This window comes from Xylophilus sp. GOD-11R, assembly GCF_033546935.1.
In the GTDB taxonomy this organism is placed as follows: domain Bacteria; phylum Pseudomonadota; class Gammaproteobacteria; order Burkholderiales; family Burkholderiaceae_C; genus Xylophilus.
Genome location: NZ_CP137854.1, coordinates 3765228 through 3788442, shown reverse-complemented (window position 1 = coordinate 3788442; position 23215 = coordinate 3765228). Strand labels below are relative to the sequence as shown.

General features: G+C 67.6%; 22 protein-coding genes and 2 tRNA genes. 17 read left to right on the top strand and 7 right to left on the bottom strand.

Features of this window, described 5'->3' with window-relative positions:
* The first annotated feature begins 22 nt into the window (after window positions 1-22).
* The 4 genes from folE to R9X41_RS17555 are packed head-to-tail and all read left to right on the top strand — an operon-like array spanning window position 23 to window position 2548.
* Window positions 23-748, top strand: a complete 726-nt coding sequence (folE, locus tag R9X41_RS17570; protein ID WP_412556621.1) for a GTP cyclohydrolase I — start codon at window positions 23-25, stop codon at window positions 746-748.
* The gene (locus tag R9X41_RS17565; protein WP_318631733.1) at window positions 745-1611 is read left to right on the top strand and encodes a DUF429 domain-containing protein; all 867 of its coding nucleotides are present in this window, start codon (window positions 745-747) and stop codon (window positions 1609-1611) included. Before folE ends, R9X41_RS17565 begins: the two co-directional genes overlap by 4 nt.
* Window positions 1601-1822, top strand: coding sequence for a hypothetical protein (locus tag R9X41_RS17560; protein ID WP_318631732.1), 222 nt, complete (start codon window positions 1601-1603; stop codon window positions 1820-1822). The genes R9X41_RS17565 and R9X41_RS17560 overlap by 11 nt, the downstream gene beginning before the upstream one ends.
* 21 nt (window positions 1823-1843) lie before the next feature.
* The gene (locus R9X41_RS17555; RefSeq protein WP_318631731.1) at window positions 1844-2548 is read left to right on the top strand and encodes a histidine phosphatase family protein; all 705 of its coding nucleotides are present in this window, start codon (window positions 1844-1846) and stop codon (window positions 2546-2548) included.
* Between the two features lie 4 nt (window positions 2549-2552).
* Here the strand turns inward: R9X41_RS17555 and R9X41_RS17550 are convergent, their stop codons facing one another.
* The gene (locus R9X41_RS17550; protein WP_318631730.1) at window positions 2553-4679 is read right to left on the bottom strand and encodes a response regulator; all 2127 of its coding nucleotides are present in this window, start codon (window positions 4677-4679) and stop codon (window positions 2553-2555) included.
* 101 nt (window positions 4680-4780) lie between these two features.
* Here R9X41_RS17550 and greB point away from each other — a divergent pair, with 101 nt between their 5' ends.
* Window positions 4781-5347, top strand: a complete 567-nt coding sequence (gene greB / locus R9X41_RS17545) for a transcription elongation factor GreB (protein WP_318631729.1) — start codon at window positions 4781-4783, stop codon at window positions 5345-5347.
* A gap of 9 nt (window positions 5348-5356) precedes the next feature.
* On the opposite strand, the gene R9X41_RS17540 is transcribed toward greB, so the two are convergent.
* From R9X41_RS17540 to R9X41_RS17525, 4 genes are all read right to left on the bottom strand, one after another.
* A complete protein-coding gene (locus R9X41_RS17540) occupies window positions 5357-7621 on the bottom strand; it encodes a RelA/SpoT family protein (RefSeq protein ID WP_318631728.1) in 2265 nt (754 codons plus the stop codon).
* A 129-nt stretch (window positions 7622-7750) separates the two neighbouring features.
* A complete protein-coding gene (gene rpoZ, locus R9X41_RS17535; RefSeq protein WP_318631727.1) occupies window positions 7751-7951 on the bottom strand; it encodes a DNA-directed RNA polymerase subunit omega in 201 nt (66 codons plus the stop codon).
* A gap of 37 nt (window positions 7952-7988) precedes the next feature.
* Window positions 7989-8609: a guanylate kinase gene (gmk, locus tag R9X41_RS17530; RefSeq protein WP_318631726.1), complete on the bottom strand. Its 621-nt coding sequence runs from the start codon at window positions 8607-8609 to the stop codon at window positions 7989-7991.
* A gap of 76 nt (window positions 8610-8685) precedes the next feature.
* A complete protein-coding gene (locus R9X41_RS17525) occupies window positions 8686-9603 on the bottom strand; it encodes a YicC/YloC family endoribonuclease (protein ID WP_318631725.1) in 918 nt (305 codons plus the stop codon).
* A 103-nt stretch (window positions 9604-9706) separates the two neighbouring features.
* On the opposite strand from R9X41_RS17525, the gene R9X41_RS17520 reads away from it, so the two are divergent.
* From R9X41_RS17520 to R9X41_RS17495, 6 genes are all read left to right on the top strand, one after another.
* Window positions 9707-10744 (top strand): serine/threonine protein kinase, encoded by a 1038-nt coding sequence (locus tag R9X41_RS17520; RefSeq protein ID WP_318631724.1) that lies wholly within the window; start codon window positions 9707-9709, stop codon window positions 10742-10744.
* Window positions 10741-11649, top strand: a complete 909-nt coding sequence (locus R9X41_RS17515; protein ID WP_318631723.1) for a PP2C family protein-serine/threonine phosphatase — start codon at window positions 10741-10743, stop codon at window positions 11647-11649. Before R9X41_RS17520 ends, R9X41_RS17515 begins: the two co-directional genes overlap by 4 nt.
* Before the next feature lie 88 nt (window positions 11650-11737).
* The gene (gene rph, locus R9X41_RS17510; protein ID WP_318631722.1) at window positions 11738-12526 is read left to right on the top strand and encodes a ribonuclease PH; all 789 of its coding nucleotides are present in this window, start codon (window positions 11738-11740) and stop codon (window positions 12524-12526) included.
* Entirely contained in the window at window positions 12523-13125 is a 603-nt protein-coding gene (gene rdgB / locus R9X41_RS17505) for an RdgB/HAM1 family non-canonical purine NTP pyrophosphatase (protein ID WP_318631721.1), read from the top strand. Before rph ends, rdgB begins: the two co-directional genes overlap by 4 nt.
* A 130-nt stretch (window positions 13126-13255) precedes the next feature.
* Complete coding sequence (gene hemW, locus R9X41_RS17500) at window positions 13256-14491, top strand: radical SAM family heme chaperone HemW (protein WP_412556620.1); 1236 nt, start codon at window positions 13256-13258, stop codon at window positions 14489-14491.
* A gap of 80 nt (window positions 14492-14571) precedes the next feature.
* A tRNA-Ser gene (locus R9X41_RS17495) sits at window positions 14572-14659 on the top strand.
* Between the two features lie 254 nt (window positions 14660-14913).
* Here R9X41_RS17495 and R9X41_RS17490 read toward each other — a convergent pair.
* Complete coding sequence (locus R9X41_RS17490; protein ID WP_318631720.1) at window positions 14914-16518, bottom strand: GMC family oxidoreductase; 1605 nt, start codon at window positions 16516-16518, stop codon at window positions 14914-14916.
* Window positions 16515-17522 carry a Bug family tripartite tricarboxylate transporter substrate binding protein gene (locus tag R9X41_RS17485; protein ID WP_318631719.1) on the bottom strand — a complete coding sequence of 336 codons (1008 nt, stop codon included), beginning with the start codon at window positions 17520-17522 and terminating at the stop codon, window positions 16515-16517. Before R9X41_RS17485 ends, R9X41_RS17490 begins: the two co-directional genes overlap by 4 nt.
* 718 nt (window positions 17523-18240) lie before the next feature.
* Between R9X41_RS17485 and R9X41_RS17480 the strand changes: the two genes are divergently transcribed.
* The 6 genes from R9X41_RS17480 to R9X41_RS17455 all read left to right on the top strand — a co-directional run bounded on the left by R9X41_RS17480 (window position 18241) and on the right by R9X41_RS17455 (window position 23205).
* The gene (locus tag R9X41_RS17480; protein WP_318631718.1) at window positions 18241-19158 is read left to right on the top strand and encodes a LysR family transcriptional regulator; all 918 of its coding nucleotides are present in this window, start codon (window positions 18241-18243) and stop codon (window positions 19156-19158) included.
* 6 nt (window positions 19159-19164) lie between these two features.
* Window positions 19165-20076: a LysR family transcriptional regulator gene (locus tag R9X41_RS17475; protein WP_318631717.1), complete on the top strand. Its 912-nt coding sequence runs from the start codon at window positions 19165-19167 to the stop codon at window positions 20074-20076.
* 200 nt (window positions 20077-20276) lie between these two features.
* Entirely contained in the window at window positions 20277-20600 is a 324-nt protein-coding gene (locus R9X41_RS17470) for a UGSC family (seleno)protein (RefSeq protein ID WP_318631716.1), read from the top strand.
* Between the two features lie 72 nt (window positions 20601-20672).
* Window positions 20673-22001, top strand: a complete 1329-nt coding sequence (locus R9X41_RS17465) for a UGSC family (seleno)protein (protein WP_318631715.1) — start codon at window positions 20673-20675, stop codon at window positions 21999-22001.
* A 25-nt stretch (window positions 22002-22026) separates the two neighbouring features.
* A complete protein-coding gene (locus R9X41_RS17460) occupies window positions 22027-23016 on the top strand; it encodes a Bug family tripartite tricarboxylate transporter substrate binding protein (protein WP_318631714.1) in 990 nt (329 codons plus the stop codon).
* 95 nt (window positions 23017-23111) lie between these two features.
* Window positions 23112-23205: transfer RNA gene (locus tag R9X41_RS17455), tRNA-Sec, on the top strand.
* Window positions 23206-23215 lie beyond the last annotated feature (10 nt).

Below are 23215 nucleotides of genomic sequence, written 5' to 3'. Positions count from 1 at the left end.
CACGTCCGGCTAACATCGCCGGATGTTACAGAAGGCCGATGCAACCATGACTGCTGCCCAGAACGAAGAAGACCGAGGCACTCCGGTATCCGTGAAGATCCGCGAACGGCTCAAGGCCGCCGGTCAGCGCTTTCATGCCAACGACAACATCGCCGGCTTCATCGAGCCCGGCGAACTCGACCGCCTGCTCGAGGAAGTCGAGGAGAAGATGAAGGGTGTGCTTTCCAGCCTGGTGATCGACACTGCCAACGACCACAACACCGCCGACACCGCCCGCCGGGTCGCCAAGATGTACGTCAAGGAAGTGTTCGCCGGCCGGTATATGGAGGCTCCGCGCATCACCGAATTTCCCAATGCCGAGCGGCTCAACGAACTGCTGATCGTCGGCCCGATCACGGTGCGCAGCGCCTGCAGCCACCATTTCTGCCCGGTGATGGGCCGCATCTGGATCGGCCTCATGCCCAACCGCAATTCCAATGTGCTGGGGCTTTCCAAATACGCCCGCATCGTCGACTGGATCATGAACCGGCCTCAGATCCAGGAAGAGGCGGTGGTTCAGCTGGCCGACGTGGTCGAGCGCAAGGTGCAGCCCGACGGCCTGGCGATCGTGATGGAGGCCAGCCATTTCTGCATGTCCTGGCGCGGCATCAAGGAGAACGACAGCAAGATGATCAACTCGGTCATGCGCGGCTCCTTCCTGCAGGACACCGCGTTGCGCCGCGAATTCCTGTCGCTGATTCCGCGTTGACCACCTCGCCGGTGCTCTTCGGCTGCGATTTCTCCAGCGCGCCGAGCCGCCGCAAGCCGATCGTGGTGGCACGCGGCCGCCTGGCGGGCGCGCAAGTGCTGCTCGACGGGCTGGAGCGCTTCGACACACTCGCCGCCTTCGCCGACTGGCTGGCCGCGCCCGGCCGCTGGATCGGCGGCTTCGATCTGCCCTTCGGCCTGCCGCGCGCCCTGGTCGAATCCCTTGGCTGGCCCGCCGACTGGAACGCCTGCATCGACCACTACGCCGGCCTGCCACGCGACCGGATCCGCGCCACCTTCGCCGCCTTCTGCGATGCGCGGCCTGTCGGCGCCAAGTTCGCGCACCGCGCGACCGACGGGCCAGCCGGCTCCAGCCCGTCGATGAAGTGGGTGAACCCGCCGGTCGCCTTCATGCTGCACGCCGGCGTGCCCCTGCTGCGCGCGGCGGGCGCGCACCTGGCCGGCGTGCAGCCGCACGATGCGGCGGCCGACAAGGTGGCGCTGGAGGCCTATCCCGGCCTGCTCGCCCGGGCGGTGCTCGGCCGGCGCAGCTACAAAAGTGACGAACGCATCAAGCAGACCGCCGACCGCCTCATCGCCCGCAAGGACCTGCTGGCCGCCCTGGAAACCGGCTCGCACGCCGCCGCCACGCACCTGGGCGGACTGCGGCTGAAATTGCGCATGGCCCAGCACGACGCGCTGGTGGCCGACGCCAGCGGCGACGCCCTGGACGCCACGCTCTGCCTCCTGCAGGCCGCCTGGGCCGCGCGGCGCCATGCCGAAGGCGCGGCGCGCTACGGCCTGCCGGCGGAAGTCGACCTGCTCGAAGGCTGGATCGTGGGAGCCGATCTCCATGCGGCCTGAGCTCCATGCTGCAAGGCTCGGCCTGGTCGGAGGGCTGATGTGCCTCGCCGCGCTGGCCTGCGCGGCGCCGGCGCCGTGGTACCTGTGGCGCAGCCTGTCCAACGGCAGCGAGGCCTGTGCCCAGGCGTCACCCGGCGAGGGCTGGAGCCGCGTCGGCGGTCCTTTCGTCGATGCCCGCTGCCGCCGCCCCCTGCGCGTCGTGCCGCTCTGAGTCACGGGGCCGAACGGCGCCATGTCCGCGTCATCGGCCGGGCTCGATAATCGGGCGATGACCGATGTGATCCTGATCCGCCACGGCGAAACCGACTGGAACCGCGCCATGCGCTTCCAGGGCCAGACGGATGTGCCGCTCAACGCGGTCGGGCTGGCGCAGGCCGATCGGCTGTCCGGCCGGGTCGCGGCAGAATCCGTCCACCACCTCGTCTCCAGCGACCTGAAGCGTGCCCTGCAGACCGCCGAGCCGGCGGCGTCGCAACTGGGCCTGCCCATCGCCACCGACGCCGGCCTGCGCGAACAATGCTTCGGCGACGCGGAAGGCCTGACCGCCGACGAGATCCGCGCGCGCCGCCCGGCCGACTGGTCGCGCTGGACCAGCTTCCAGGCCGACCAGTCCTTCGAGGGCGGCGAGAGCACCCGGCGTTTTCACACCCGCAGCATCGCGGCCCTGCGTTCGCTGGCGGCGGCGCATGCCGGGCGCACGCTGCTGCTGGTCACCCACGGCGGCGTGCTCGACATGGTGTTCCGAACTGCCCGCGCGCTCAGCCTCGACGGCCCGCGCATGGCCGAAATTCCCAATGCGGGATTCAACCGGGTGCGGGTCGATGCCGATGGCGCGATCGAGATCGTGGTCTGGGCCGACACTACGCATCTGGAGGGCCTGCCGTCGCAGCCGGTCTACGACCAGACGCGGCTCGCGCGCGAAAACCGCGGCGGCTGAGGTCTCAGTCGCTGACAGCGCGGCGTGCCAGGGCGTGGTCGACCTTGGCCAGCAGCTGCTCGGTGCCGAAAGGCTTGACCAGCAGTTCCATCGTCTGCCCCAGGAAATGCGAGCGCATCGACGCTTGCTCTGCGTAGCCGGTCATCAGCACCACGCGAATGCCGGGATGGGTTTCCTGCGCGTAATCGGCCAGCTGCCGGCCGTTGGGCCCGGGCAGGCCGACATCGGTCAGCAGCAGGTCGAAACGCTGCTCTCCGGCCAGCCGGTGCATGCCCTCGGTCCCGGTAGAGGCCTGCGTCACTTGCAGCCCGTGGGCCAGCAGCAGCTCGACGACCAGCTGCCGCACCGCCTCGTCGTCTTCCACCACCAGCACCGAGGCGCGGTGCGGCCCGGCGACTTCGGGCGCCAGGGCGCTGTCGTAGGCGGGTGACAGGTCGACCGTGTCGGCGCTGTCGTTGCGCGGCAGGTAGAGGCGCACGACCGTGCCGCGGGCCACCTCGCTTTCCAGCGCCACGTAGCCGCCGGACTGGCGCGCGTAGCCATAGATCATCGACAGCCCGAGGCCGGTGCCCTGGCCGAGCGGCTTGGTGGTGAAGAAGGGGTCGAATGCCTTGATCAGCACGTCTTCTGCCATGCCCACACCGCTGTCGCGCACCATCACCCGCACGTAGTCACCGGCCGGCAGCCCGGCGATGCCGGCGACCGCGCGGGCGGTGAGCTCGACGTTCTCCGCCACGATCTCCAGCGTGCCGCCGTCGGGCATGGCGTCGCGGCCGTTGATGGCGAGGTTGAGCACCGCGTTCTCGAACTGGTGCAGGTCGGTGGTGGCGCTCCACAGCTCCGGCGCGATCGTCACCTGCAGATCGACGTTCTCGCCGGCGGTGCTGGCGAGCATCGGATGCAGTCCGGCCAGCGCCGCGGCGATGTCGGTCGGCCGGGAGTCCAGCGGCTGGCGGCGCGAGAACGCCAGCAGGCGCTGGGTGAGGGCGGCGGCGCGCTGGGCCGAGGCCAGTCCGGCCGTAACGTAGCGCGCCACTTCGGCCACGTCGCCCGACTGCGCCTTGCGTTGGATCAGCTGCAGCGGCATGACGATGCCCTGCAGCATGTTGTTGAAGTCGTGCGCGATGCCCCCGGTGAGTTGGCCGATGGCTTCCATCTTCTGCGACTGGCGCAACTGCGCCTCGGCGTGGGCCAGTTCCCGGCCGCGTTCTTCCACGCGCTGCTCCAGGTTGTCGGCCAGCAGCCGCAGGGCTTCGGTCGCCCGGTGCTCGGCGGTGACGTCGTGGCCCTCGACGAAGATGCCGCCCACGGTGCCGTCGGCCTCGCGGATCGGCTGGTAGACGAAATTGATGATGTGCTGCAGCGGTTCGGCGCCGGGCGACGGGGAAAAGGCGATCGGTACCGCGTTGCCCAGGTAGGGAATGCCGGTGCCGAAGACCTCGTCGAGCAATTCGAAGAAGCCCTGGCCGGCCAGGTCGGGGAACGCGTCGCGCACCGTTTCGCCGACCGGGTCGCGGCCGACGAGTCGCTGGAAAGCCGCATTGGCCGATTCGAAACGATGCTCGGGCCCCCGCATGACGCCCATGAAGCTCGGTGCCTGGTCGAACAGGGCCTGCAGGCGCTTGCCCTGCATCGCGTGGGCGCGGGCCGCGTCGACCTGGGCGGTGGTTTCCTGGCAGATGCAGAGCGCGCCGTCGACCGTGCCGCTGACCGCATCGCGCACCGGCAGGTAGGTGAACGACACGTGCATTTCTTCGGTATGGCCGTGGCGGTCCACCTCGTAGCTGGCGTCGAGCGCATGCAGACCTTCGCCGCCGAACACGCGATCGAGCGTGGGGCCGACCTGGTCCCAGATCTCCGTCCATACCTCGCCCATCGGCCGGCCGAAGGCCGATGGATGGCGCTGCCCGAGGATCGCCGCATAGGCGTCGTTGTAGAGCAGCAGGCGCTGCGGTCCCCAGGCCAGGCGCATCGGCTGCGACGCGTCGAGCAGCATCGCCACGGTGCTTCGCAGGTGGGGCGGCCAGGTGTCGGGAGCGCCGAAAGCACTGGCGGCCCAGTCGAAGCTGCGCATCAGCGAGGCGGTGGGTCCTTGGGCGGGCAGGGATGGGAGGGCGGAGGGGGCTGGCATGCAGAGGAGTGGGACCGCGCACGGGCAACGCGAATTACAACATGCTCTAAAAGTTAGCTTGTTGCGACATCCATCCAAAAGCGCCGTGGCAAAGTCACGGTATGAGCAAGGCATTCACCCGCGAATCGGACGATGCGCCGGACAACGACGAGGACGGCGACGCCGCGCTGCCGCCCCTGCCCGCCGGCAGCAAGAACTACATGACCCGCGCGGGTTACGACCGCATGCGCGCCGAGCTGTTTTCCCTGATCGACGACGAGCGGCCGAAGATCGTCGAGATCGTGCACTGGGCTGCGAGCAACGGCGATCGTTCGGAGAACGGCGACTATCTCTACGGCAAGAAGCGGCTGCGCGAGATCGACCGCCGCATCCGCTTTCTGACCCGGCGCATGGAAATCGCCGAGGTGGTCGACTCCAGCGTGCATGCGGGCAGCGACCAGGTGTTCTTCGGCGCGACCGTCGGTTACGAGGATCCCGAGGGCGTGGAGCACCGCGTCACCATTCTCGGCATCGACGAGGCAGACAGCGCCCGTCAGCAAGTGAGCTGGGTGTCGCCCATCGCGCGGGCGCTGCTCAAGTCGCGGGTGGGCGACGTGGTGAAGCTGGCGACGCCGGCCGGCGTGCGGGAGATCGAGATCGTGTCGGTCGACTACCGGTCGCCCGCCTGAGGCAACCGATCAGCTGGCCGCGGGCAGCACGCGCCGGGTGCGCAGCACCGACGAGGTTCGCGCCAGGTTGCGCAACGCGGCGTCGAGATGGGCCTTGTCGCGCACCTCGATCACGAAGCGCAGGTCGGCGGTGTCGAGCCCGGCCTCGTCGCCCATGTCGACATGGGTGATGTCGACCTCGGAGCGGGCGAGTTCGGCCGACACCCGCGCCAGCACGCCCTTGCGGTTGGTGACGGTGACGATGACGCCGGTCTCGAACAGGCGCGTGGGCTCGTCGGCCCAGTCCACCGAGATGAAGCGTTCGCTGTCCTTGTACTGCAATCGGGCGGCGACGGCGCATTCGCGCTGGTGCACCGTGAGGCCTTCGCCGCGACCGAGGTAGCCGACGATGTCGTCGCCCGGCACCGGCCGGCAGCACTTGGCGTACTGCACCGAACCGGTTTCGCTGCCGTCGAGCACCACGGCGCCCTGCGAAATGCGCTCGTGCGAGCTGTAGCGTTCGCGGGTGAGCAGCAGCGCATCGGGCCGCGCGCCGAGCTCGGCCAGCAGCACCACCAGGCGTTTGGCGACGATGCTGGCGATGCGCTTGCCCAGGCCGATATCGGTGAGCAACTCGTCCGGGTCGCGGCTGCCGGTGAAGCGCAGCAGCTTGTCCCAGATCGGCTGGTACTCGGGCGTGTGCTCGGGCAGGCTCTCGATGCCTTCGGAGCGCAGCGCCTGGGTGAGCAGCTTCTCGCCGAGCTCCTGCGATTCGGTCTGCTCCAGGGTCTTGAGGTAGTGGCGGATCTTGGAGCGTGCCCGCCCGGTGCGCACGAAGCCCAGCCACGCCGGGTTGGGCCGCGAGCCGGGCGCGGTGACGATCTCGATCACGTCGCCGTTCTTGAGCTCGGTGCGCAGGGTGACCTGCTCGCCGTTGATGCGGGCGCCGACGGTGCGGTCGCCCACGTCGGTATGGATGGCATAGGCGAAATCGACCACGGTGGCGCCGCGCGGCAGGGCCATGATCTGGCTCTTGGGCGTGAAGACGTAGACCGCGTCGGGGAACAGGTCGACCTTGACGTGGTCCCAGAATTCGGCGGCGTCGCGGGTCTCGTACTGGATGTCGAGCAGCGACTGCAGCCACTGGGCGCCCAGCCGCTCGGAAGCGTTGGACGACTCGTCGCCCTTGTAGATCCAGTGCGCCGCCACGCCGGATTCGGCCACGACGTGCATCTCCTGCGTCCGCATCTGGAATTCGATATTGATGCCCGACGGCCCCACCACCGTGGTGTGCAGCGACTGGTAGCCGTTGACCTTGGCGATCGCGATGTGGTCCTTGAAGCGGCCCGGCACCGGCTTGTACATCTGGTGTAGCAGGCCCAGAGCGGTGTAGCAGTCGGTCACGCCCGGCACGATGACGCGAAAGCCGTAGATGTCGGTCACCTGGGCAAAGCTCAGGTGCTTGTCGGTCATCTTGCGGTAGATGGAATAGAGCGTCTTCTCGCGGCCGTCGATATGCATCTGCATGCCGGCGGCCAGGAAGATGCCTTCGACGTCTGCCTTGACCTTGACCAGCAGGTCGCGGCGTCGGCTGCGTGCGCGCGCCACGGCCTTGGCGAGCGTGGCCTGGCGCCAGGGGTGCAGGTAACGGAAGGAGAGATCCTGCAGCTCGCGGTAGGTCTGGTTCAGACCCAGGCGGTGGGCGATGGGCGCGTAGATCTCCAGCGTTTCGGACGCAATGCGGCCCCACTTGCTGCGCGGCATGTCGCCCATGGTGCGCATGTTGTGGGTGCGGTCGGCGAGCTTCACCAGAATCACCCGCACGTCGCGCGCCATGGCCAACAGCATTTTGCGGAAGGATTCGGCCTGGCTTTCTTCTCGGGTATTGAACTGCAGCTTGTCGAGCTTGGTCAGGCCGTCGACCAGTTCGGCCACGGTGACGCCAAAGCGCTCGATCAGCTCAGGCTTGGTGACGCCGCAGTCTTCCATCGCGTCGTGCAGCAGCGCGGCCATCAGCGCCTGGGCATCGAGCTTCCAAGTGGCGCACAGCGAGGCCACCGCGATCGGATGGGTGATGTAGGGCTCACCGCTGTTGCGCATCTGGCCCAGGTGGGCGGCGTCGGCGAAGCGATAGGCCAGACGGACCTGTTCGATGTCGGCCGGGCCCAGGTAATCGAGCGCGGCGGTAAGCGATGCGAAGCTGGCCGCGGCGGCATTGGCGGCGGCCGCGCCCCGGGTGTCCCCGCCGGTCAGGGTGGGCGACGTGGGAACGGCCGAATGGAAAAGCGCGGTCATGGCTTCACTGTAGCGTGCGAGCCAAAGCCCTGCGTCGCGCAATGCAACCGTCCGTTGGGGGATTCCCAACGAAAAAAGCACCGCGCGGCGGTGCTTTGTTCGAGTGCGGCCCCTGCAGGCCGGCTGATATCACGGAACGCGCTTGAGCATCTCGATGCCGGTCTTGCCCTGGGCGATTTCGCGCAGCGCGGTCACGGCCGGCTTGTTCTTGCTCTCGATCTTGGGCGCGTGGCCCTGGCTCAGCATGCGGGCGCGGTAGGTCGCGGCGAGCACCAGCTGGAAGCGGTTGGGGATTTGCTCAAGGCAGTCTTCGACGGTGATGCGGGCCATGAATAGGTCTCGAGAAAGGTGTTTCGACAGGAGGGATCTAACAGATCGAGAGCGACTGAAAGGTGTCGGCTCTGGCGCGCCGCTGCGACGCGAACTTGAGGCGTTGCGCCTGAACGACCGCCTTCAGGTCGAAAAGAGCACGCTCAAATAACTCGTTGATTATAACGTAGTCGAATCTGCAGGCCTGGGCCATTTCCTCGGCGGCGTTCTTCAGACGCAGGTCGATGATGTCGGGCGCGTCCTCGCCGCGGCGCTCCAGGCGGGAGCGCAGTTCTTCCCAGCTCGGCGGCAGGATGAAGATCAGCGTCGCGTTGGCGAAGGTGTCGCGGATTTGCACCGCGCCCTGGAAGTCGATCTCCAGGATCACGTCCTGGCCCTCGGCCACGCGGTCCTCGATGGCGCGCTTGGAGGTGCCGTAGCGCCGGCCGTGCACGTGGGCCCACTCGACGAAGCCATTGCCCGCGACCATGGCGTCGAACTCGGGGTCGGACACGAAGTAGTACTCGCGGCCATGTTTTTCCTGGCCGCGCGGCGGCCGGGTGGTGTGCGAGATCGACAACTGCACCCTGGAGTCCACCTCCATCAGTGCCTTGACCAGGCTCGACTTGCCAGCGCCGCTGGGTGCTGCGACGACGAAGAGGTTTCCGGGATAGTCCATGTGGAGGAAGGCGGATTCGGGCGGCGCTGAATGGGCCGCGGGGCGTCATTGTGCCTGTGCCCGGCACCGGCGCGGCTCACTCGATGTTCTGCACCTGCTCCCGCATCTGCTCGATCAGCACCTTCATGTCCACGCTGATGCGGGTCATTTCGAGCACCGCCGACTTCGAACCCAGCGTGTTGGCCTCGCGGTGCAGTTCCTGGATGAGGAAGTCGAGCCGCTTGCCGAGCTCGCCGCCCTTGGCCAGCAGCCGGTCGATCTCGTCGAGGTGCGACGCCAGCCGGGTCAGCTCTTCGGCCACGTCGATGCGGATGGCGAACGCGGTGGCTTCGGACAAAGCTCGGTCCTGGGCGGCCTCGGGCAGGGTGGCGCCTTCGGTGAGCGCCATGGCTTCGGTCCAGCGCTCCAGGAAGCGCTGGCGTTGCTGTTCGACCAGCTGCGGCACCAGCGGCGCGGCGGTTTCGGCGAGCGTGCGCAGCTGCGCGGTGTGGCCCTTGAGCATGGTGGCGAGGCGGCCGCCTTCGCGCTTGCGGGCCGCCAGCAGGCTGGCGATGGTTTCGTCGGCCAGGGCCAGCACGGCCGCAGCCGGTTCGCCGCCGCGGCTTTCGGTGCCCGAGGCCAAACGCAGCACGTCGGCCACCGACAACGGCGCGGCGGAGGGCAGCCAGGTGCGCACGCCGTCCTGCAGGGCGTTGAGGCGCTGCAGCAGGCGCACCGACGGTTCGGGCAGGCCGCCCTCGGCATCGACCTCGAGCGAGGCGCGCACCTCGACCTTGCCGCGCTTGAGCTTGGCGCCGATGCGCTCGCGCAGCGCGGCTTCGTGGGGGCGGAGTTCGTCGGGCAGGCGAAAGGTCAGGTCCAGGAAGCGGCTGTTGACCGATCGGATTTCCAGTCCGAGCCGGCGTGCGGGCGCGCTGCGCGCCATGCCCTCGGCAGGGGTGGCGGCGAGGGTCTGCTGCGCGCTTGCGTAGCCGGTCATGCTGTAGACTGCCATGAGGTTCACGGATCGTTGAAACGCTCCGAGAATAACGGGTCGGCGAACCCTTCCCGATGGCGCGTCGACAGCACTTCACTGGTTGCCGCATCCATCGCCCGCCATGCCCGCCGCACCCACCCGATCCAAGCCATCGCCGCTCGCCCCCGACACCTTGGTCGGCGGCTATCGCATCGTGCGACGCGTATCGGCTGGCGGCTTCGGCATCGTCTACCTGGCGCGGTCGCCCGAAGGCCAGTTGGTCGCCATCAAGGAATATCTCCCCTCGTCGCTCGCCAGCCGCGGCGGCGACCAGCTCGTGCCCTACGTGGCGCCCGAGAAACTCTCGCTCTACCGCCTCGGGCTCAAGAGCTTCTTCGAGGAAGGCCGGGCGCTCGCGCAGATCTCCCACCCTTCGGTGGTGAGCGTGCTCAACTTCTTCCGCGAGAACGAGACCGTCTACATGGTCATGAATTACCTGGAAGGCGACACGCTCCAGGATTTCATCATCGCCGCACGCGAGCAGCGCACCCAGAAGGTGTTCCGCGAGTCCACCATCCGCTCCCTGTTCGACGAGGTGCTGCGCGGGTTGCGCATCGTGCACCAGCACAAGATGCTGCATCTCGACATCAAGCCGGCCAACGTCTTCATCACCGACGAGAACAAGGCGGTGCTGATCGACTTCGGTGCGGCGCGCGAGGTGCTCAACAAGGAGGTCTACTTCGTGCGCCCCATGTACACCCCGGGCTTTGCCGCCCCGGAGATGTACAAGCGCGACGCCACCCTCGGCCCCTGGACCGACATCTACGCGGTGGGCGCCTGCATGTACGCCTGCATGCAGGGTTTTCCGCCGACCGACGCGCCCCAGCGCATCAAGAAGGACCGGCTGCCGATCTCGCTGTCCAAGTTGCGCGGGGTGTATTCGGACAACCTGCTCGAGGTGGTGCAGTGGTGCATGGCGCTCGACCCGTCGGCGCGGCCGCAGTCGGTGTTTTCGCTGCAGAAGGAGCTCGGCCGGCTGATCGAGCGGCGCTACACCCGGCTGTCGGTGGCCGAGCGGGTGCGACTGCAGATCGACATGCTGCTGGCCGACACCCTCAAGCCCCGTCGGCAGGGCCCGCCCGGCGCCACCGCCGAGCGCCCGGCCGGGAGCAACACGTGAAGTTCAGCGTCTTCCAGGTCAGCCGCAAGGGCGGCCGTCAGAAGAACGAAGACCGCATGGGCTACAGCTACACCCGCGACGCGGGCCTGTTTCTGCTGGCCGATGGCATGGGCGGTCACCCCGAAGGCGAGGTGGCCGCGCAGATCGCGCTGCAGGCCATTTCGAGCATGTTCCAGAACCGTGCCCGGCCGACCCTGCCCGATGTGAAAGCCTTCCTCGACGAAGCGATCTTCTCGGCCCATCGCCAGATGCTGGCCTATGCCGGCAGCAAGCACATGCCCGACTGCCCGCGCACCACGGTCGTCGCCTGCGTGGTGCAGGAGGGCGCGGCCACCTGGGCGCATTGCGGCGATTCGCGGCTCTACCTGGTGCGCCGGGGCGGGTTGCAGAAGCGCACCCGCGACCACTCCTACGCCGAATACCCCGAAATCGGCACTTCGCTGGGCCGCCAGGTGGCCAATCGCAACGTGCTGTTCACCTGCCTGGGCTCGCCGGTGCGGCCGATGGTCGACATGTCCGACACCACGCCGCTGGAGGGGGGTGACCGGGTCATCCTGTGCTCCGACGGGCTGTGGAGCGTGCTGTCCGACCGCGAGATCGCCAAGGTGCTCGGCGCGCATCCGGTGGCCGAGTCGGTGCCAGAGCTGGTCGAGCGCGCACTGCGGGGCGCAGGCGCGGCCAGCGACAATGTCACCGCCGTGGCTTTCGAGTGGGAAGCCTCCGAGGCCGGAGCCGGGCTCGCCGGTGCGCAAGAATCCGCGTCCGACGACGGTTTTGCCTCCACCACGCCGACCGAACTGCAGGACCGCGCCGACCGCGACGAACTCGACGAAGCCGCCATCGAGCGCTCCATCGCCGAGATCAACGAGGCCATTCGCCGCACCGCGCTGCGTTCTCGCCGGTAGGCCCGGCGATTTTTCGCGGCCGGCGCCTCGCCGCGTCGGCGCCACGATCTTTCCTTCAACCGATTCGACCTTTTCCTTTTTGCCGACCATGACATCCGCCACCACCGCCGCGCCCGTTCTTTCCTCCACCGGCGAGACCGTGCGCCAGGGCCGCGCCGCCGATTCGCTGCGGCCCGTCCGCATCACCCGCGGCTACACGATCCACGCCGAAGGTTCGGTGCTGATCGAGTTCGGCAACACCAAGGTGCTGTGCACCGCCTCCGTCGAAGAAAAAGTGCCGCCGCACAAGCGCGGCTCCGGTGAAGGCTGGGTCACCGCCGAATACGGCATGCTGCCGCGCTCCACCCACACCCGCAGCGACCGCGAGGCCGCGCGCGGCAAGCAGAGCGGCCGCACCCAGGAAATCCAGCGCCTCATCGGCCGTTCGCTGCGCGCGGTGTTCGATCTGGCACGCCTGGGTGAACGCACCATCCATCTCGACTGCGACGTGCTGCAGGCCGACGGCGGCACCCGCACCGCGGCCATCACCGGCGCCTTCGTCGCCGCGCAGGACGCGGTCTCCACGCTCCTGGCGGCCGGCAAGCTCAAGAGTTCGCCCATCACTGGCCATGTGGCGGCCATCTCGGTGGGCATCGTCGGCGGCGTGCCGCTGCTCGACCTGGAATACGTGGAAGACGTCTCCTGCGACACCGACATGAACGTCGTCATGACCGGCGCCGGCAACTTCGTGGAAGTTCAGGGCACGGCCGAGGGCGTCGCCTTCACCCGCACCGAGATGGACCGGCTGCTCGCCCTTGCCGAAAAAGGCATCGGCGAACTCGTCACCCTGCAGACGCAGGCCCTGGCCGCCGCGCTGCCGGCGAAGGTGGCCGCATGAAGATCGTTTTGGCCTCGAACAACGCCGGCAAGCTGGCGGAGCTCGACGCCCTGTTCGCGCCGCTCGGCGTGGAACTGGTGCCGCAGAAGGCGCTGGGCATCGGCGAGGCCGAGGAGCCCTACCGCACCTTCGTCGAGAACGCGTTGACCAAGGCCCGCCATGCGGCGCGCGCCAGCGGGCTGTGGGCCATCGCCGACGACGCCGGCCTGTGCGTCGACGCCTTCGGCGGCCTGCCGGGCGTGGACACCGCCTACTACGCCACCCGCTTCGGCTACGAGAAGGGCGACGCCAACAACGTGCGTGCGCTGCTGGAGCAGATGCAGGGCGTGGACAACCGCCGCGCAGCGCTGGTGAGCACCTTGGTCGGCGTGCGCTCGGCCGACGACCCGGAGCCGCTGATCGCCTCCGGCCGGGCGGTCGGCGAGATCACCCGCGAGCCGATCGGCGACCAGGGCTTCGGTTTCGATCCGGTCATGTTTCTGCCGCAGTTCGGCAAGACCTTCGCGCAGCTGCCGCCGGCGGTGAAGAACTCGGTCAGCCACCGGGGTGCCGCCGCGCGCGGAATGGTCGAGTTGGTCATCGGACGTTGGCTGACATGACGCTCGCCCCCAGGCTGCGCAAGGATTGGGCTCGCCCCCAGGCTGCGCACTTCGTGTCTGCGCCTACCCCCTGCCGGGGGCAACGCCAGTGGCCCGTCGAAACCGGCTTCACGGCGTTACTGGATAAGGCATGAGCCACATCCCCATCCTGGCCGCGGGCGAGGAGCGCGGCGACGGCGCCATCGCCGATCCGGTGCACTACATGCGCATGGGCACGCTGCGCTTCGGCGCGCCGCCGCCGCTGTCGCTGTACGTGCACCTGCCCTGGTGCCTGCGCAAATGCCCTTACTGCGACTTCAATTCGCACGAGTCACGCGGCGAGGTGCCGGAGGCGCGTTATGTCGATGCGCTCATCGCCGACCTGGAGGCTTCGCTGCCCATCGTGTGGGGCCGCACCGTCATCAGCATCTTCTTCGGTGGCGGCACGCCCAGCCTGTTTTCGCCGGAATCGATCGAGCGGCTCATCGGCGCCATCCGCGCCCGCCTGCGCCTGGCCCCCGACTGCGAAATCACCCTCGAAGCCAACCCCGGCACTTTCGAACGCGACCGCTTCCGGGCGTTCCGGCAGGCCGGCGTCACGCGGCTGTCGGTGGGCGTGCAGAGTTTCGACGACCGCCACCTGCAGGCCATCGGCCGGGTACACGATGGTGCGCAGGCGCGCGCCGCGCTGGAGGAGGCCGCCAGTGCTTTTTCCACCTTCAACCTGGACCTGATGTACGCGCTGCCCGGACAGACCATGGCCGAGCTGGAGGCCGACGTGGCGACGGCCTTGTCCTTCCAGCCGCCGCACCTGTCCATCTACCACCTGACGGTGGAGCCCAACACGTATTTCGCCAAGCATCCGCCGCGCCTGCCGGAGGACGACGACGCCTACGACATGCTCGACCGCATTACCGCCATGACGGCTGCCGACGGCCTGCAGCGCTACGAGATATCGGCCTATGCCCGCGGCGACCACGCCTGCCGTCACAACCTCAACTACTGGCGCTTCGGCGACTACCTCGGCATCGGCGCCGGCGCGCACGGCAAACTTACCTTCGCGCATCGCGTGGTGCGCCAGGTGCGGTTTCGCGAGCCGGAGCTCTACATGCGCCAGGCCCTGGCCGGCCGTCCGCTGGCCCGCGAGAACGACGTCGCCCGCGGCGACCTGCCCTTCGAATTCATGATGAACGCGCTGCGGCTGCGCGACGGTTTCGCGCTGGAGGACTTCAGCGCCCGCACCGGCCTGGCCGTCACGGCAATAGCCAAGCCGCTGGCCGAGGCCGAATCGCAGGGCCTGATCGAACGCGACCTGCACCGCGTCTGGCCGACCGAAAAGGGCTTCGACTTTCTCAACGACCTGCAGGGGCTGTTCCTGGAGGACTGATCCGCATCGATGCCGGTGCGGCTGTCGGGGCCGCTTAGAATCGGCGCCGGCTCCCGTGCAATGCGGGCGCCGGACCCAATGGAAGCGTGGCAGAGTGGTCGATTGCACCGGTCTTGAAAACCGGCGATCCGCAAGGATCCGTGAGTTCGAATCTCACCGCTTCCGCCAGGGACTCATTGCCATCAATGGGTTGGAAAATATTGTCAGCTCTGTCGCACATCAGATGCCACAAAAAGCAATGGCTGCAGTTCGCAAGGATTGCAGCCTTTTTGTTTTTGAGGTGAGATTCGCAATGCAAGTTGCGGGGAGCGGACTCGGAGGTGGACTGAAAGGACAGCAGACAACGCTCGATCACGTGCTTGGTACTCCAGCAATTCGCATTCTCTCAAAGAATTCTTTTGCGCCGGTGCTGGCGTATCAGGCTAAAAAGAGGTGCTTTGAAGCAAAAGGTCTGCAGCTTTTTCCGCAATCATTACTGTCGGCGCGTGTGTGTTCGCCGAAGTGAGGTGGGGCATGATGGAGGCGTCCACCAGGCGCAGTCCACGAATACCGTGGACCTTCAATTCAGGATCCACGACTGCGTCGGAGCCGACGCCCATGCGGCAGGTGCTGGCCGCGTGAAACACGCTGCCGCCGATCTGCCGCGCATAACTCAGCAACGCTTCGTCCGACCGAATTTTGGCGCCCGGCTGCACCTCTTCTGCGCCATAGCCGTCGAAAGCGTGTGCGTACAAAAATCTTCGACACCAGTGGAGAGCGGCCACTATGCAGCGCTGGTCGACCGGCGACTCCAGATAGGCCGGCGATATGGCCGGGGCTTGATCCGGGTCGGGCGACAGAGTGCGCACATAGCCCCGGCTCTCGGGCCGCATTTGCCACATGCCCAGCGTGATACCCGGCTCACGTTCCAGTTGGTACTTGCCGCCGACCCGGAAGCTACCCGGAATGAAGGACACCTGCAGGTCGGGCCGCTCCAGTACCGGCTCGCTCTTGAGGTGACCGGTCACAAACGATGGTGAATAAGTCAGGATGCCGCGACCGCTGAAAAGGTAGCGCAGCACCTCGCCGACCAGCCGGGCCCCCCGACCCTGCTGGTTGAGCGTGGAGACGCCGTGCACCCGACGCACAACGCGCGCGGCGTAGTGGTCCTGCAGCCCCTGGCCCACACCCGGCAAGTGGTGCCGCACGACAATGCCGGCGGCCTGCAGGGCCGGCCCGTCGCCGATGCCCGAGAGTTGCAGCAGGTGGGGCGTGTTGATGGCGCCGCCGCACAGCACCACCTCGCGCAGCGCCCGCACCGTGTGCCGCCGGCCGCCCTGGCGGTAGACGACGCCAGTGGCGCGGCGCTCCTGGTCGGTCAGCACGTTGCAGGCGAGGGCATTGGTGCGCATTTCCAGATTGGGCCGGTCGCGTACCGGCTGCAGGTAGGCGGTGGCGGCGGTCTCGCGCAGGCGGCCTCTGCGGGTCTGCTGCGACAGGCCCACGCCGCTGCCGCCGCCGTTGCTGTTGTAGTCGGCATGCACTGGCACGCCAAGTTCGGTGGCCGCGCGCAGGAAGTCGTGGGCGACCGGATGCGCGTCGGTATAGCCGGAGACCATCATGGGACCGTCTCGGCCGCGGGTGCGCGGGTCGCCGTCAGCGTAGTGCTCCGACTTCATGAAGTAGGGCAGCACCTCCTGGAATGACCACCCGTTGCAGCCCTCGGCGGCCCAGCGGTCGAAGTCATATGGCAGGCCCCAGGCCTGCACCATGCCGTTGATCGAGCCGCTGCCGCCCACGATGCGTCCCCGGGGGAACGCAAAGGCACGCCCGTCCAGGCCGGCCTGCGGTTCTACGGAATAGCCCCAGTCGGCGCGGCCGCTGCGCAGCATCTTGAAGAAGCCGGCGGGGATGCGGACATACGGATGCCGGTCTTCGCCGCCGGCTTCCAGCAGCAACACTGTCGCGCCGGAGTCCACCAGGCGGCGCGCCAGCACGCAGCCGGCGGCGCCAGCACCTACGAGCACGTAGTCGAACGCGACCGTCATTGCATCGTCACCCCGGTGGACGCGACGAGCCTGCCCCAAAAAGGCGTGTCCTCACGCATGGTCTGGGCAATCTGCATGGCGTTGGTCGGATAGGGCTCGGCGCCCTGCATTGCAGTTGCGGCCTTGAAGGACGGCTGCGAAACCACCTGCTGGATCGCCTCGCTCCAGCGCTTGACGATGGCTGGCGGCGTGCCCCGTGGCGCGTAAACCGCGCCCCAGTCGGACACCATCAGGTCGGGGAATCCGGCTTCGCCGATGGTCGGCACATCGGGCAGGAAGGGCGAGCGCGCCTTGGTGAAACTGGCCAGGGTGCGCAGCTTGTCCGGCCCCTGCCACTGGAGGGCGTCACCGGTGATTTGCGCGACGGCGGGCACGTCGCCGCGCAACACGTCCTGCACCATCAGCGGACCACCGCCCTTGTAGGGGACCAGCGTGAGCGGTGTGCTGGAAGTTCGCGAGAGTTGGGCCGTCAGCAGGTGCTGTGGCGCCGCTGAAATACCCGCGAATGTTGCCTTTTCCGGATGGGCCTTGGCCCAGGCAAGATAGTCCTTCATCGTCACCACCGACGCCGGCACTGCCGGCCCTACCGAGAACACGTACGCGAAGGCGAACACGCCTGCCACGGGTACAAGGTCGACCATCGGATCGAGATCGTCGTTCTTGAAGAAATGCGGCAGCAGCGTGAGCACGTTGCCGGGCGACAGCAACAGCGTGGTGCCGTCCGGCGGGCTGTTTTTCGCGTTGAGCACCGCTATGCGGCCGCTGGCTCCAGGGCGCGAGTCCACGATGACCTGTGCGCCAGGGTTGAGCTTGTTCAGGCCGTCGGCAAGCGTCCGGGCGATCACGTCGGTGACGCCGCCCGGCAGGAAGCCGATCACCAGCCGAACGGTTTTTCCGTTGCTCTGGGCACGCAGCGCGCACTGACCGGATGCGGCACCCAGCAGGGCACCGGCTTTCAGCAAAGTCCGTCTGTTTGTCATGTTTGTCTCCGTTATTTGTGCCATGGATCACCGATCGCCAATCGCCGATCGCCGATCGCCGATCGCCTGGGGCGGTGCGCGGTCGGATGCGCGGACGGCGGGTGGCGCCCTTGCGCCTCCGAGCAAGGGTTTCCGCAACCGCCCGGGAAGTGGCGCGATCCCGGTCGGGAGCGCGACGAGCGCTTTCGTTCGAAGTGGCTTGGGGCACGGGAGCGCATAAGCCGAGCCTCACCTTGCCGAGCCTGAGATGCGGTAACCCCGGGGCGGTCCCCTGCACGCACGCGACACGGCGGACGGGCTGCGGACTCATGCGCGCCGGGGTGGCCGGCGTTCGGTTTGTCGTGGTTGTGTGACATCCGGGCGGGCCAGCCGGCGCGGGGGCTGAGTCAAGCGCTCGGGCGGATGCCGGTGATGCTTTCGCTCGGTCATAGAAGATGCCTCAGTGTTGGCGGCATTCTTTTCCTCAAAACGCCCTGCTGCACCCGGCGATCACGAAATGTGTTTTCTTGTTTTGCGTGCCGCGTCGGGTTGATCCGGCTCTTGTGCGGGTTTTGTCCGCGCGCGAAGCAACAGTGTGTTTGCCGACGACAACTTGCAGCCAGTTTTCAACGGCCCAGCGGTTTTTCCCGTGGTCTGACCGCCATGCGGTCAACGGCATGGACCTTGCGCCAACGCCCGGTTGCTGCGAGCACCCGCAAATTTTCAAAGGGGTTATTCCATCGATCGTCTGGCCGCCATCCGCATGTTCGTCAAGACGGCCGAGTGCGGCGGTTTCGCACGCGCGGCGCAGTCGCTCGGCCTAGCCAACGCCACGGTAGCGGCGGCGGTGCGCAATCTGGAGCGCCACCTCGAAGTGCCGCTCATCGTCCGGGCCGCGCGCGGCCTGGAACTCACCACCGAGGGGCGCGCCTACCTGCCCGGCGCGCGCGAGATCCTGGCTGGCGTGGCGCAGGCCGAGGCCGAGGTACGTGGCCAGCTCGGCAAGCTTCGTGGCCGCTTGCATGTGGAGGCCACCATCTCGCTGGGACACGCGCTGGTCTGTCCGCTATTGCCGGAGTTTTCCCGGCGCTATCCGGACATCGTCCTGGCGCTGACCTTGAGCAATCAGCCCAACAACGTATTCGAGAACGCGATCGACGTTGCCCTGCGGGTAGGTTATGTGGAAGACGCCGATCTCGTGGCGCGGCCGGTCTGCGAAACCCCCTACGTGGTCTGCTGCGCTCCGGCACTGCGGGCTGCGTTGCCGGCCCATCCGGCCCAGCTCGATTCCCGCGCCTGCCTCGGCATCCTGCTGGAGCAACGGTCGGCGGTCATCGGCTGGCGCCTGGCGCGCGGCGACGAAGTGGTCGAAATAAGGCCCGACGGCCCACTGCATCTGAACTCCGGCGCGGAATTGCTGCAGGCGGTGCGCTCCGGCATGGGGGTCGCCTGTGTGCTCGACATCCTGGCGCAGCCCTATCTGGCCGAGGGATCGCTGGTGCGTCTTTATCCGGACTGGACCACGCCTGCCAAGTCGCTCTACCTGGTCGCGCCCAAGTCGCGCACCGGGTCGGCCAAGGTGCGGGCCTTTACCGATTTTCTGCTCGACGCAGTGGCCGCGCGGCGTCGGCCGCCCGTGGCACGCACGGCGGCGATCCGCACGTCGAGAAAGAAGCATTGAGCTGCGATGGATCTGCTGTCGGCGATGGAGGTGTATGTACGTGTGGCGGAGTGCCGCAGCTTCTCGCGTGCGGCCGAGTCGCTGGATCAGGCCAATGCCGCCACCACCACCTGGGTGCGCAACCTGGAGCGGCACCTCGGCGTGACACTGATCAACCGCGACACCCGCCGTTTCGGCCTGACCGAGGAAGGCCAGGCCTATCTGCTGCATGCCCGCGAGATTCTGGCGCGCGTGGCCCGTGCCGACGACGAAGTACGCCGCCGCGCTGGCCGGCCCGCCGGACGCCTCCATCTGCAAGCGTCGGTTTCGCTGGGAAGCGCGCTGCTGTGCCCCCGGCTGCCGGACTTCGCGAAGGCCTATCCGGGCATCCGCACCTCGCTATCGCTGGGAAGCGCGGCCGGTCGCAGCACCGACCAGGCCTTCGACGTGGCCCTGCGCCTGGACGCCACGCCGGAGCCGGACCTGTTGACCGAGTCGGTCTGCGAGTCGGCGCACGTGGTGTGTTTTGCGCCTTCGTGGAAGGGGGTGCTGCCGCCGCATCCGCGCGACATCGAGCCACGCGCCTGCATCGGTGTGCTGCAGCCAGGACAGCCCGCCAGCAGGCCCTGGGAGTTCATCCGCGGCGACGAGTCGGTGCAGGTGCGACCGGGTGGCGCGCTGCATTTCAACAGCGGCCACGATGCGCTGGCAGCAGCCCTGGCAGGCGTAGGCGTCGCCTGCGTACTTGACCTGCTGGCCTGCCACCACCTGCGCAGTGGCGCGTTGGTGCGCGCCTACGCCGACTGGCAGATGCCGGTGCGTGTCCTGCATTTCGTCAGCCCGCGCTCGCGCGCCGGCTCGCCGCAGGTGCGGGCCTTCACCGAGTTTTTCGGGCAGTCGATCGGACGGCACGGGGGCCACGGGGGAGCAGCAATGTGAGGGTCGCTCCTGCCGCGAACGTTGCCGGGCCCACTATCGCTCAGACACGAAAACTCCTTTCGCAGTTCTTGTGCCGTCGACGGGGGGGCCGCGCCAATAATCCAGAACGTGTACGGCCGCCCTTGCGCTGCTCTGGCGCCCAAGTGGCGGCCTCGAGGCGATGCGTTTTTTTCGCGACCGGACGAGCTGAGGCAATCACCATGGATTCCACCCCCAACGACGGCTACTTCGAGGCCTACTGGCCGCGCGGAGTGCGCAAGGTCACCAGCAAGCAACTGGCGCCGCGCCCGGCAACGCTCGACGGCAAGCGCATTGCCTTTCTCTGGGACTACCTGTTTCGCGGCGACGCGATGTACGGGGTCATCCAGGAAGAGTTCACCAAACGCTACCCCGGCATCAGCTTCTCCCACTGGGACGAGTGGGGCAGCATTCATGGCAACGACGAGCGCCGGATGGTGGCCGAGTTGCCCGCCAAGCTCAAAGCCGCCGGCATCGACGCGGTCATTACGTCCGTCGCCGCCTGAGGCAGCTGTACGCCCGCCGTGTTGCGGGCCAGTGCAGCGTGCGAGGCGGCGGGGATCCCATCTTCGTCCCTGGTGTCGGCGGGTTTCGTCTCGCAGGCCAAGGCCACCCGTGTCGGACTCGGCTTCCGCGATCTCCCGTGGGCGACCATCGTCGGTCACCCGGGCGTGCAGACGACAGAGCAGGTGCGCGACAACTTCCGCGAGCACACGCTGACCGAGGTGATCGACAACCTCACCACATCGATGGCCGCGCAGGGCGGCGGCGAACGCGAGCCCGATCCGCGTGACGTGGTGTTTCGCGGCGGACTGACCGAGCTCAACGAATACTTCATCGAACGCGAATGGAGCGACGGCCTGCCGGTGGTGCCGCCCACGCGCGAGCGCATCGAGGCCTTCCTGGCGCACACCCGGCGCAGCCCCGACGAGGTGCTCGGCGTGCTGCTGCCCGACAATCGTGTCGCCACCGTGTGGAACGTGGCGGTCAACGGCGTCATGGCCGGCTGCCGGCCCGAATACATGCCGCTATTGGTCAGCATGATCGACGCCATGTGCGACCCCGGCTATGGCAACGAGCACAGCGGCAACACGCCCGGTGGCGACACGCTGGTAATCCTCAACGGGCCGGTGATCCAGAAGCTGGGTTTCAACTACACCCAGGGTGTGATGCGCGACGGCTTCCAGCCCAATACGTCGGTGGGCCGCTTCTGGCGGCTCTACCTGCGCAACGTGGCGGGCTTTCTGCCGCACAAGACCGACAAGGGCTGCTTCGGCAACACCTGGCGCGTGGTCATCGCCGAGAACGACGAGGTAGTGCGCCGCATCGGCTGGCAGCCGCTCAGCGTGGACATGGGGCTGGGGCCGGACGACAGCACGGTCACGATCGCGCGCTATACGGGTGGCGGCATGGTCACTTCCATGTCCGGCAACACGCCCGAGAAGCTGCTGCCCTACCTGGCCGACAGCATCGTCAACCAGACCCACTGGCAGATCTCCTTCACCATGGGCGCGGCTTTCGGCACGCTGCGGCCGCTGGCGCTCATCACGCCGATCGTCGCCGAGACTATCGCGGCCTGCGGCTGGTCCAAGGACGACGTGAAGCGCTTCCTGTTCGAGCAATGCCGCATCCCTGCATGGCAGTTCGAACGCATGCTGCGCGACTGGAAGGACCACGCCATCTGGAACCTGGCCGAGCAGGTGGCCGCCGGCAACATGCCACGCGAGCTCTACGGCACCTCGGACGACCCCAACCGGCTCGTGCCTATCGTCTGGGCGCCGGAACACATCATGTTGGTGGTCACCGGCGACCCGCTGCGCAATCACGGCTACACCTTCGGGCACAACGGCCGGCTGGGTTTCCCCACCACCAAAAAGATTGATTTGCAAAGCAGCGGGGCTGGCTGACCCGGCAGACAAGAAGGAGACGCGCATGCGCGAGGTATTCATTTCACGTCGCCGGGCGGCAACGCTGGTCGTGATCGGCGCGTCGTCCTGGGCCTGGCCGGGGACGGGGTTCGCGGTAGACGACTTTCCCCGTCGGCCGATCACCATCGTGCTGCCCTACCAGGCCGGCAGCGGCACCGACCAGGTGGCGCGGCTGATGGCCCAGCGCATGTCGGAGCAATACAAGGTGCCGGTGCTGATAGACAACCGGCCGGGCGCCAACGGCTTTATTGCTGCGCGTTTCGTGGCCAAGGCGCCGCCGGACGGCTACACCCTGCTGCTGTCGGGTGGCACAACCCAATCGGCAGGTGTATTTCTCTACAAGAACCTGCCGTTCGATCCGGTGAAGGATTTCACGCCGGTGAGCTTGGTCTACAAGGGTTTCATGGTGCTGCTGGTCAACTCGGCATCGCCGGTGATGTCAATGGCCGACCTGGTCGCCCACGCACGCAGGGAGCCGGGCCAGGTGACCTACGGCGCGGGTAGCGCCACCGCCCGAATCGCCGCCGAGATGTTCCGCCAGACCGCCGGCCTGCAACTGGTTCACGTGCCCTACAAGAGCAACCCGCAGGCCGTGGCCGACCTGCTGGGCGGCCAGGTCGACTTTCTCTTCACCGACGGACCGACCGCGCTGCCGCAGGTCGCCAGCGGCAAGCTGCGGGCGTTGGCGGTATCGGGCGCTGAGCGCCTGAGTCGTCTGCCAGCGGTGCCGACCATGGACCAGGCCGGCGTCAAGGGCTTCGAACTGGCTGTCTGGACCGGCCTCTACCTGCCGGCGGGAGCTTCCCCGGCGCTCACCGAGCGGCTCAACACCATGGTGCACAAGTCGCTCGAGGCCCCGGAAATGAAAACGTTCGAAACCACCAACGTGACCACTATCGTCACCAGCACACCCGAGGGACTGGCCCGCTTTCAGGCCGAGGAGACGGAGAAGACGGGCCGGGTGATCCGCGCGGCAGGAATCGAGCCGGAGTGAGGCTGCCCCGGCCCGCAGGTGATGGAAAAGACGAACAGTGTTTTCCGACGCAGGCCGTTGGTCGCCGTGCGGTGCATTCCTAGACTGCCCGACGTGGAAGAGAAACATCTCCGGTGGGATGGCCGGCCTTCAAAGCCGGTGGGGGTCGCAGCGATCCCGCGTGGGTTCGACTCCCACTCTCCTCCGCCAACACAACGTC

Excerpts from the sequence above, each read along its gene's own strand:
- R9X41_RS17560 (WP_318631732.1), top strand. The coding sequence starts at position 1,601 with ATGCGGCCTGAGCTCCATGCTGCAAGGCTCGGCCTGGTCGGAGGGCTG.
- rdgB (WP_318631721.1), top strand. The coding sequence starts at position 12,523 with ATGAAGATCGTTTTGGCCTCGAACAACGCCGGCAAGCTGGCGGAGCTC.
- R9X41_RS17520 (WP_318631724.1), top strand. The coding sequence starts at position 9,707 with ATGCCCGCCGCACCCACCCGATCCAAGCCATCGCCGCTCGCCCCCGAC.
- R9X41_RS17540 (WP_318631728.1), bottom strand. The coding sequence starts at position 7,621 with ATGACCGCGCTTTTCCATTCGGCCGTTCCCACGTCGCCCACCCTGACC.
- gmk (WP_318631726.1), bottom strand. The coding sequence starts at position 8,609 with ATGGACTATCCCGGAAACCTCTTCGTCGTCGCAGCACCCAGCGGCGCT.
- rph (WP_318631722.1), top strand. The coding sequence starts at position 11,738 with ATGACATCCGCCACCACCGCCGCGCCCGTTCTTTCCTCCACCGGCGAG.
- R9X41_RS17525 (WP_318631725.1), bottom strand. The coding sequence starts at position 9,603 with ATGGCAGTCTACAGCATGACCGGCTACGCAAGCGCGCAGCAGACCCTC.
- rpoZ (WP_318631727.1), bottom strand. The coding sequence starts at position 7,951 with ATGGCCCGCATCACCGTCGAAGACTGCCTTGAGCAAATCCCCAACCGC.
- R9X41_RS17475 (WP_318631717.1), top strand. The coding sequence starts at position 19,165 with ATGGATCTGCTGTCGGCGATGGAGGTGTATGTACGTGTGGCGGAGTGC.
- R9X41_RS17470 (WP_318631716.1), top strand. The coding sequence starts at position 20,277 with ATGGATTCCACCCCCAACGACGGCTACTTCGAGGCCTACTGGCCGCGC.
- R9X41_RS17555 (WP_318631731.1), top strand. The coding sequence starts at position 1,844 with ATGTCCGCGTCATCGGCCGGGCTCGATAATCGGGCGATGACCGATGTG.
- folE (WP_412556621.1), top strand. The coding sequence starts at position 23 with ATGTTACAGAAGGCCGATGCAACCATGACTGCTGCCCAGAACGAAGAA.
- hemW (WP_412556620.1), top strand. The coding sequence starts at position 13,256 with ATGAGCCACATCCCCATCCTGGCCGCGGGCGAGGAGCGCGGCGACGGC.
- R9X41_RS17550 (WP_318631730.1), bottom strand. The coding sequence starts at position 4,679 with ATGCCAGCCCCCTCCGCCCTCCCATCCCTGCCCGCCCAAGGACCCACC.
- R9X41_RS17490 (WP_318631720.1), bottom strand. The coding sequence starts at position 16,518 with ATGACGGTCGCGTTCGACTACGTGCTCGTAGGTGCTGGCGCCGCCGGC.
- R9X41_RS17480 (WP_318631718.1), top strand. The coding sequence starts at position 18,241 with ATGTTCGTCAAGACGGCCGAGTGCGGCGGTTTCGCACGCGCGGCGCAG.
- R9X41_RS17460 (WP_318631714.1), top strand. The coding sequence starts at position 22,027 with ATGCGCGAGGTATTCATTTCACGTCGCCGGGCGGCAACGCTGGTCGTG.
- greB (WP_318631729.1), top strand. The coding sequence starts at position 4,781 with ATGAGCAAGGCATTCACCCGCGAATCGGACGATGCGCCGGACAACGAC.
- R9X41_RS17485 (WP_318631719.1), bottom strand. The coding sequence starts at position 17,522 with ATGGCACAAATAACGGAGACAAACATGACAAACAGACGGACTTTGCTG.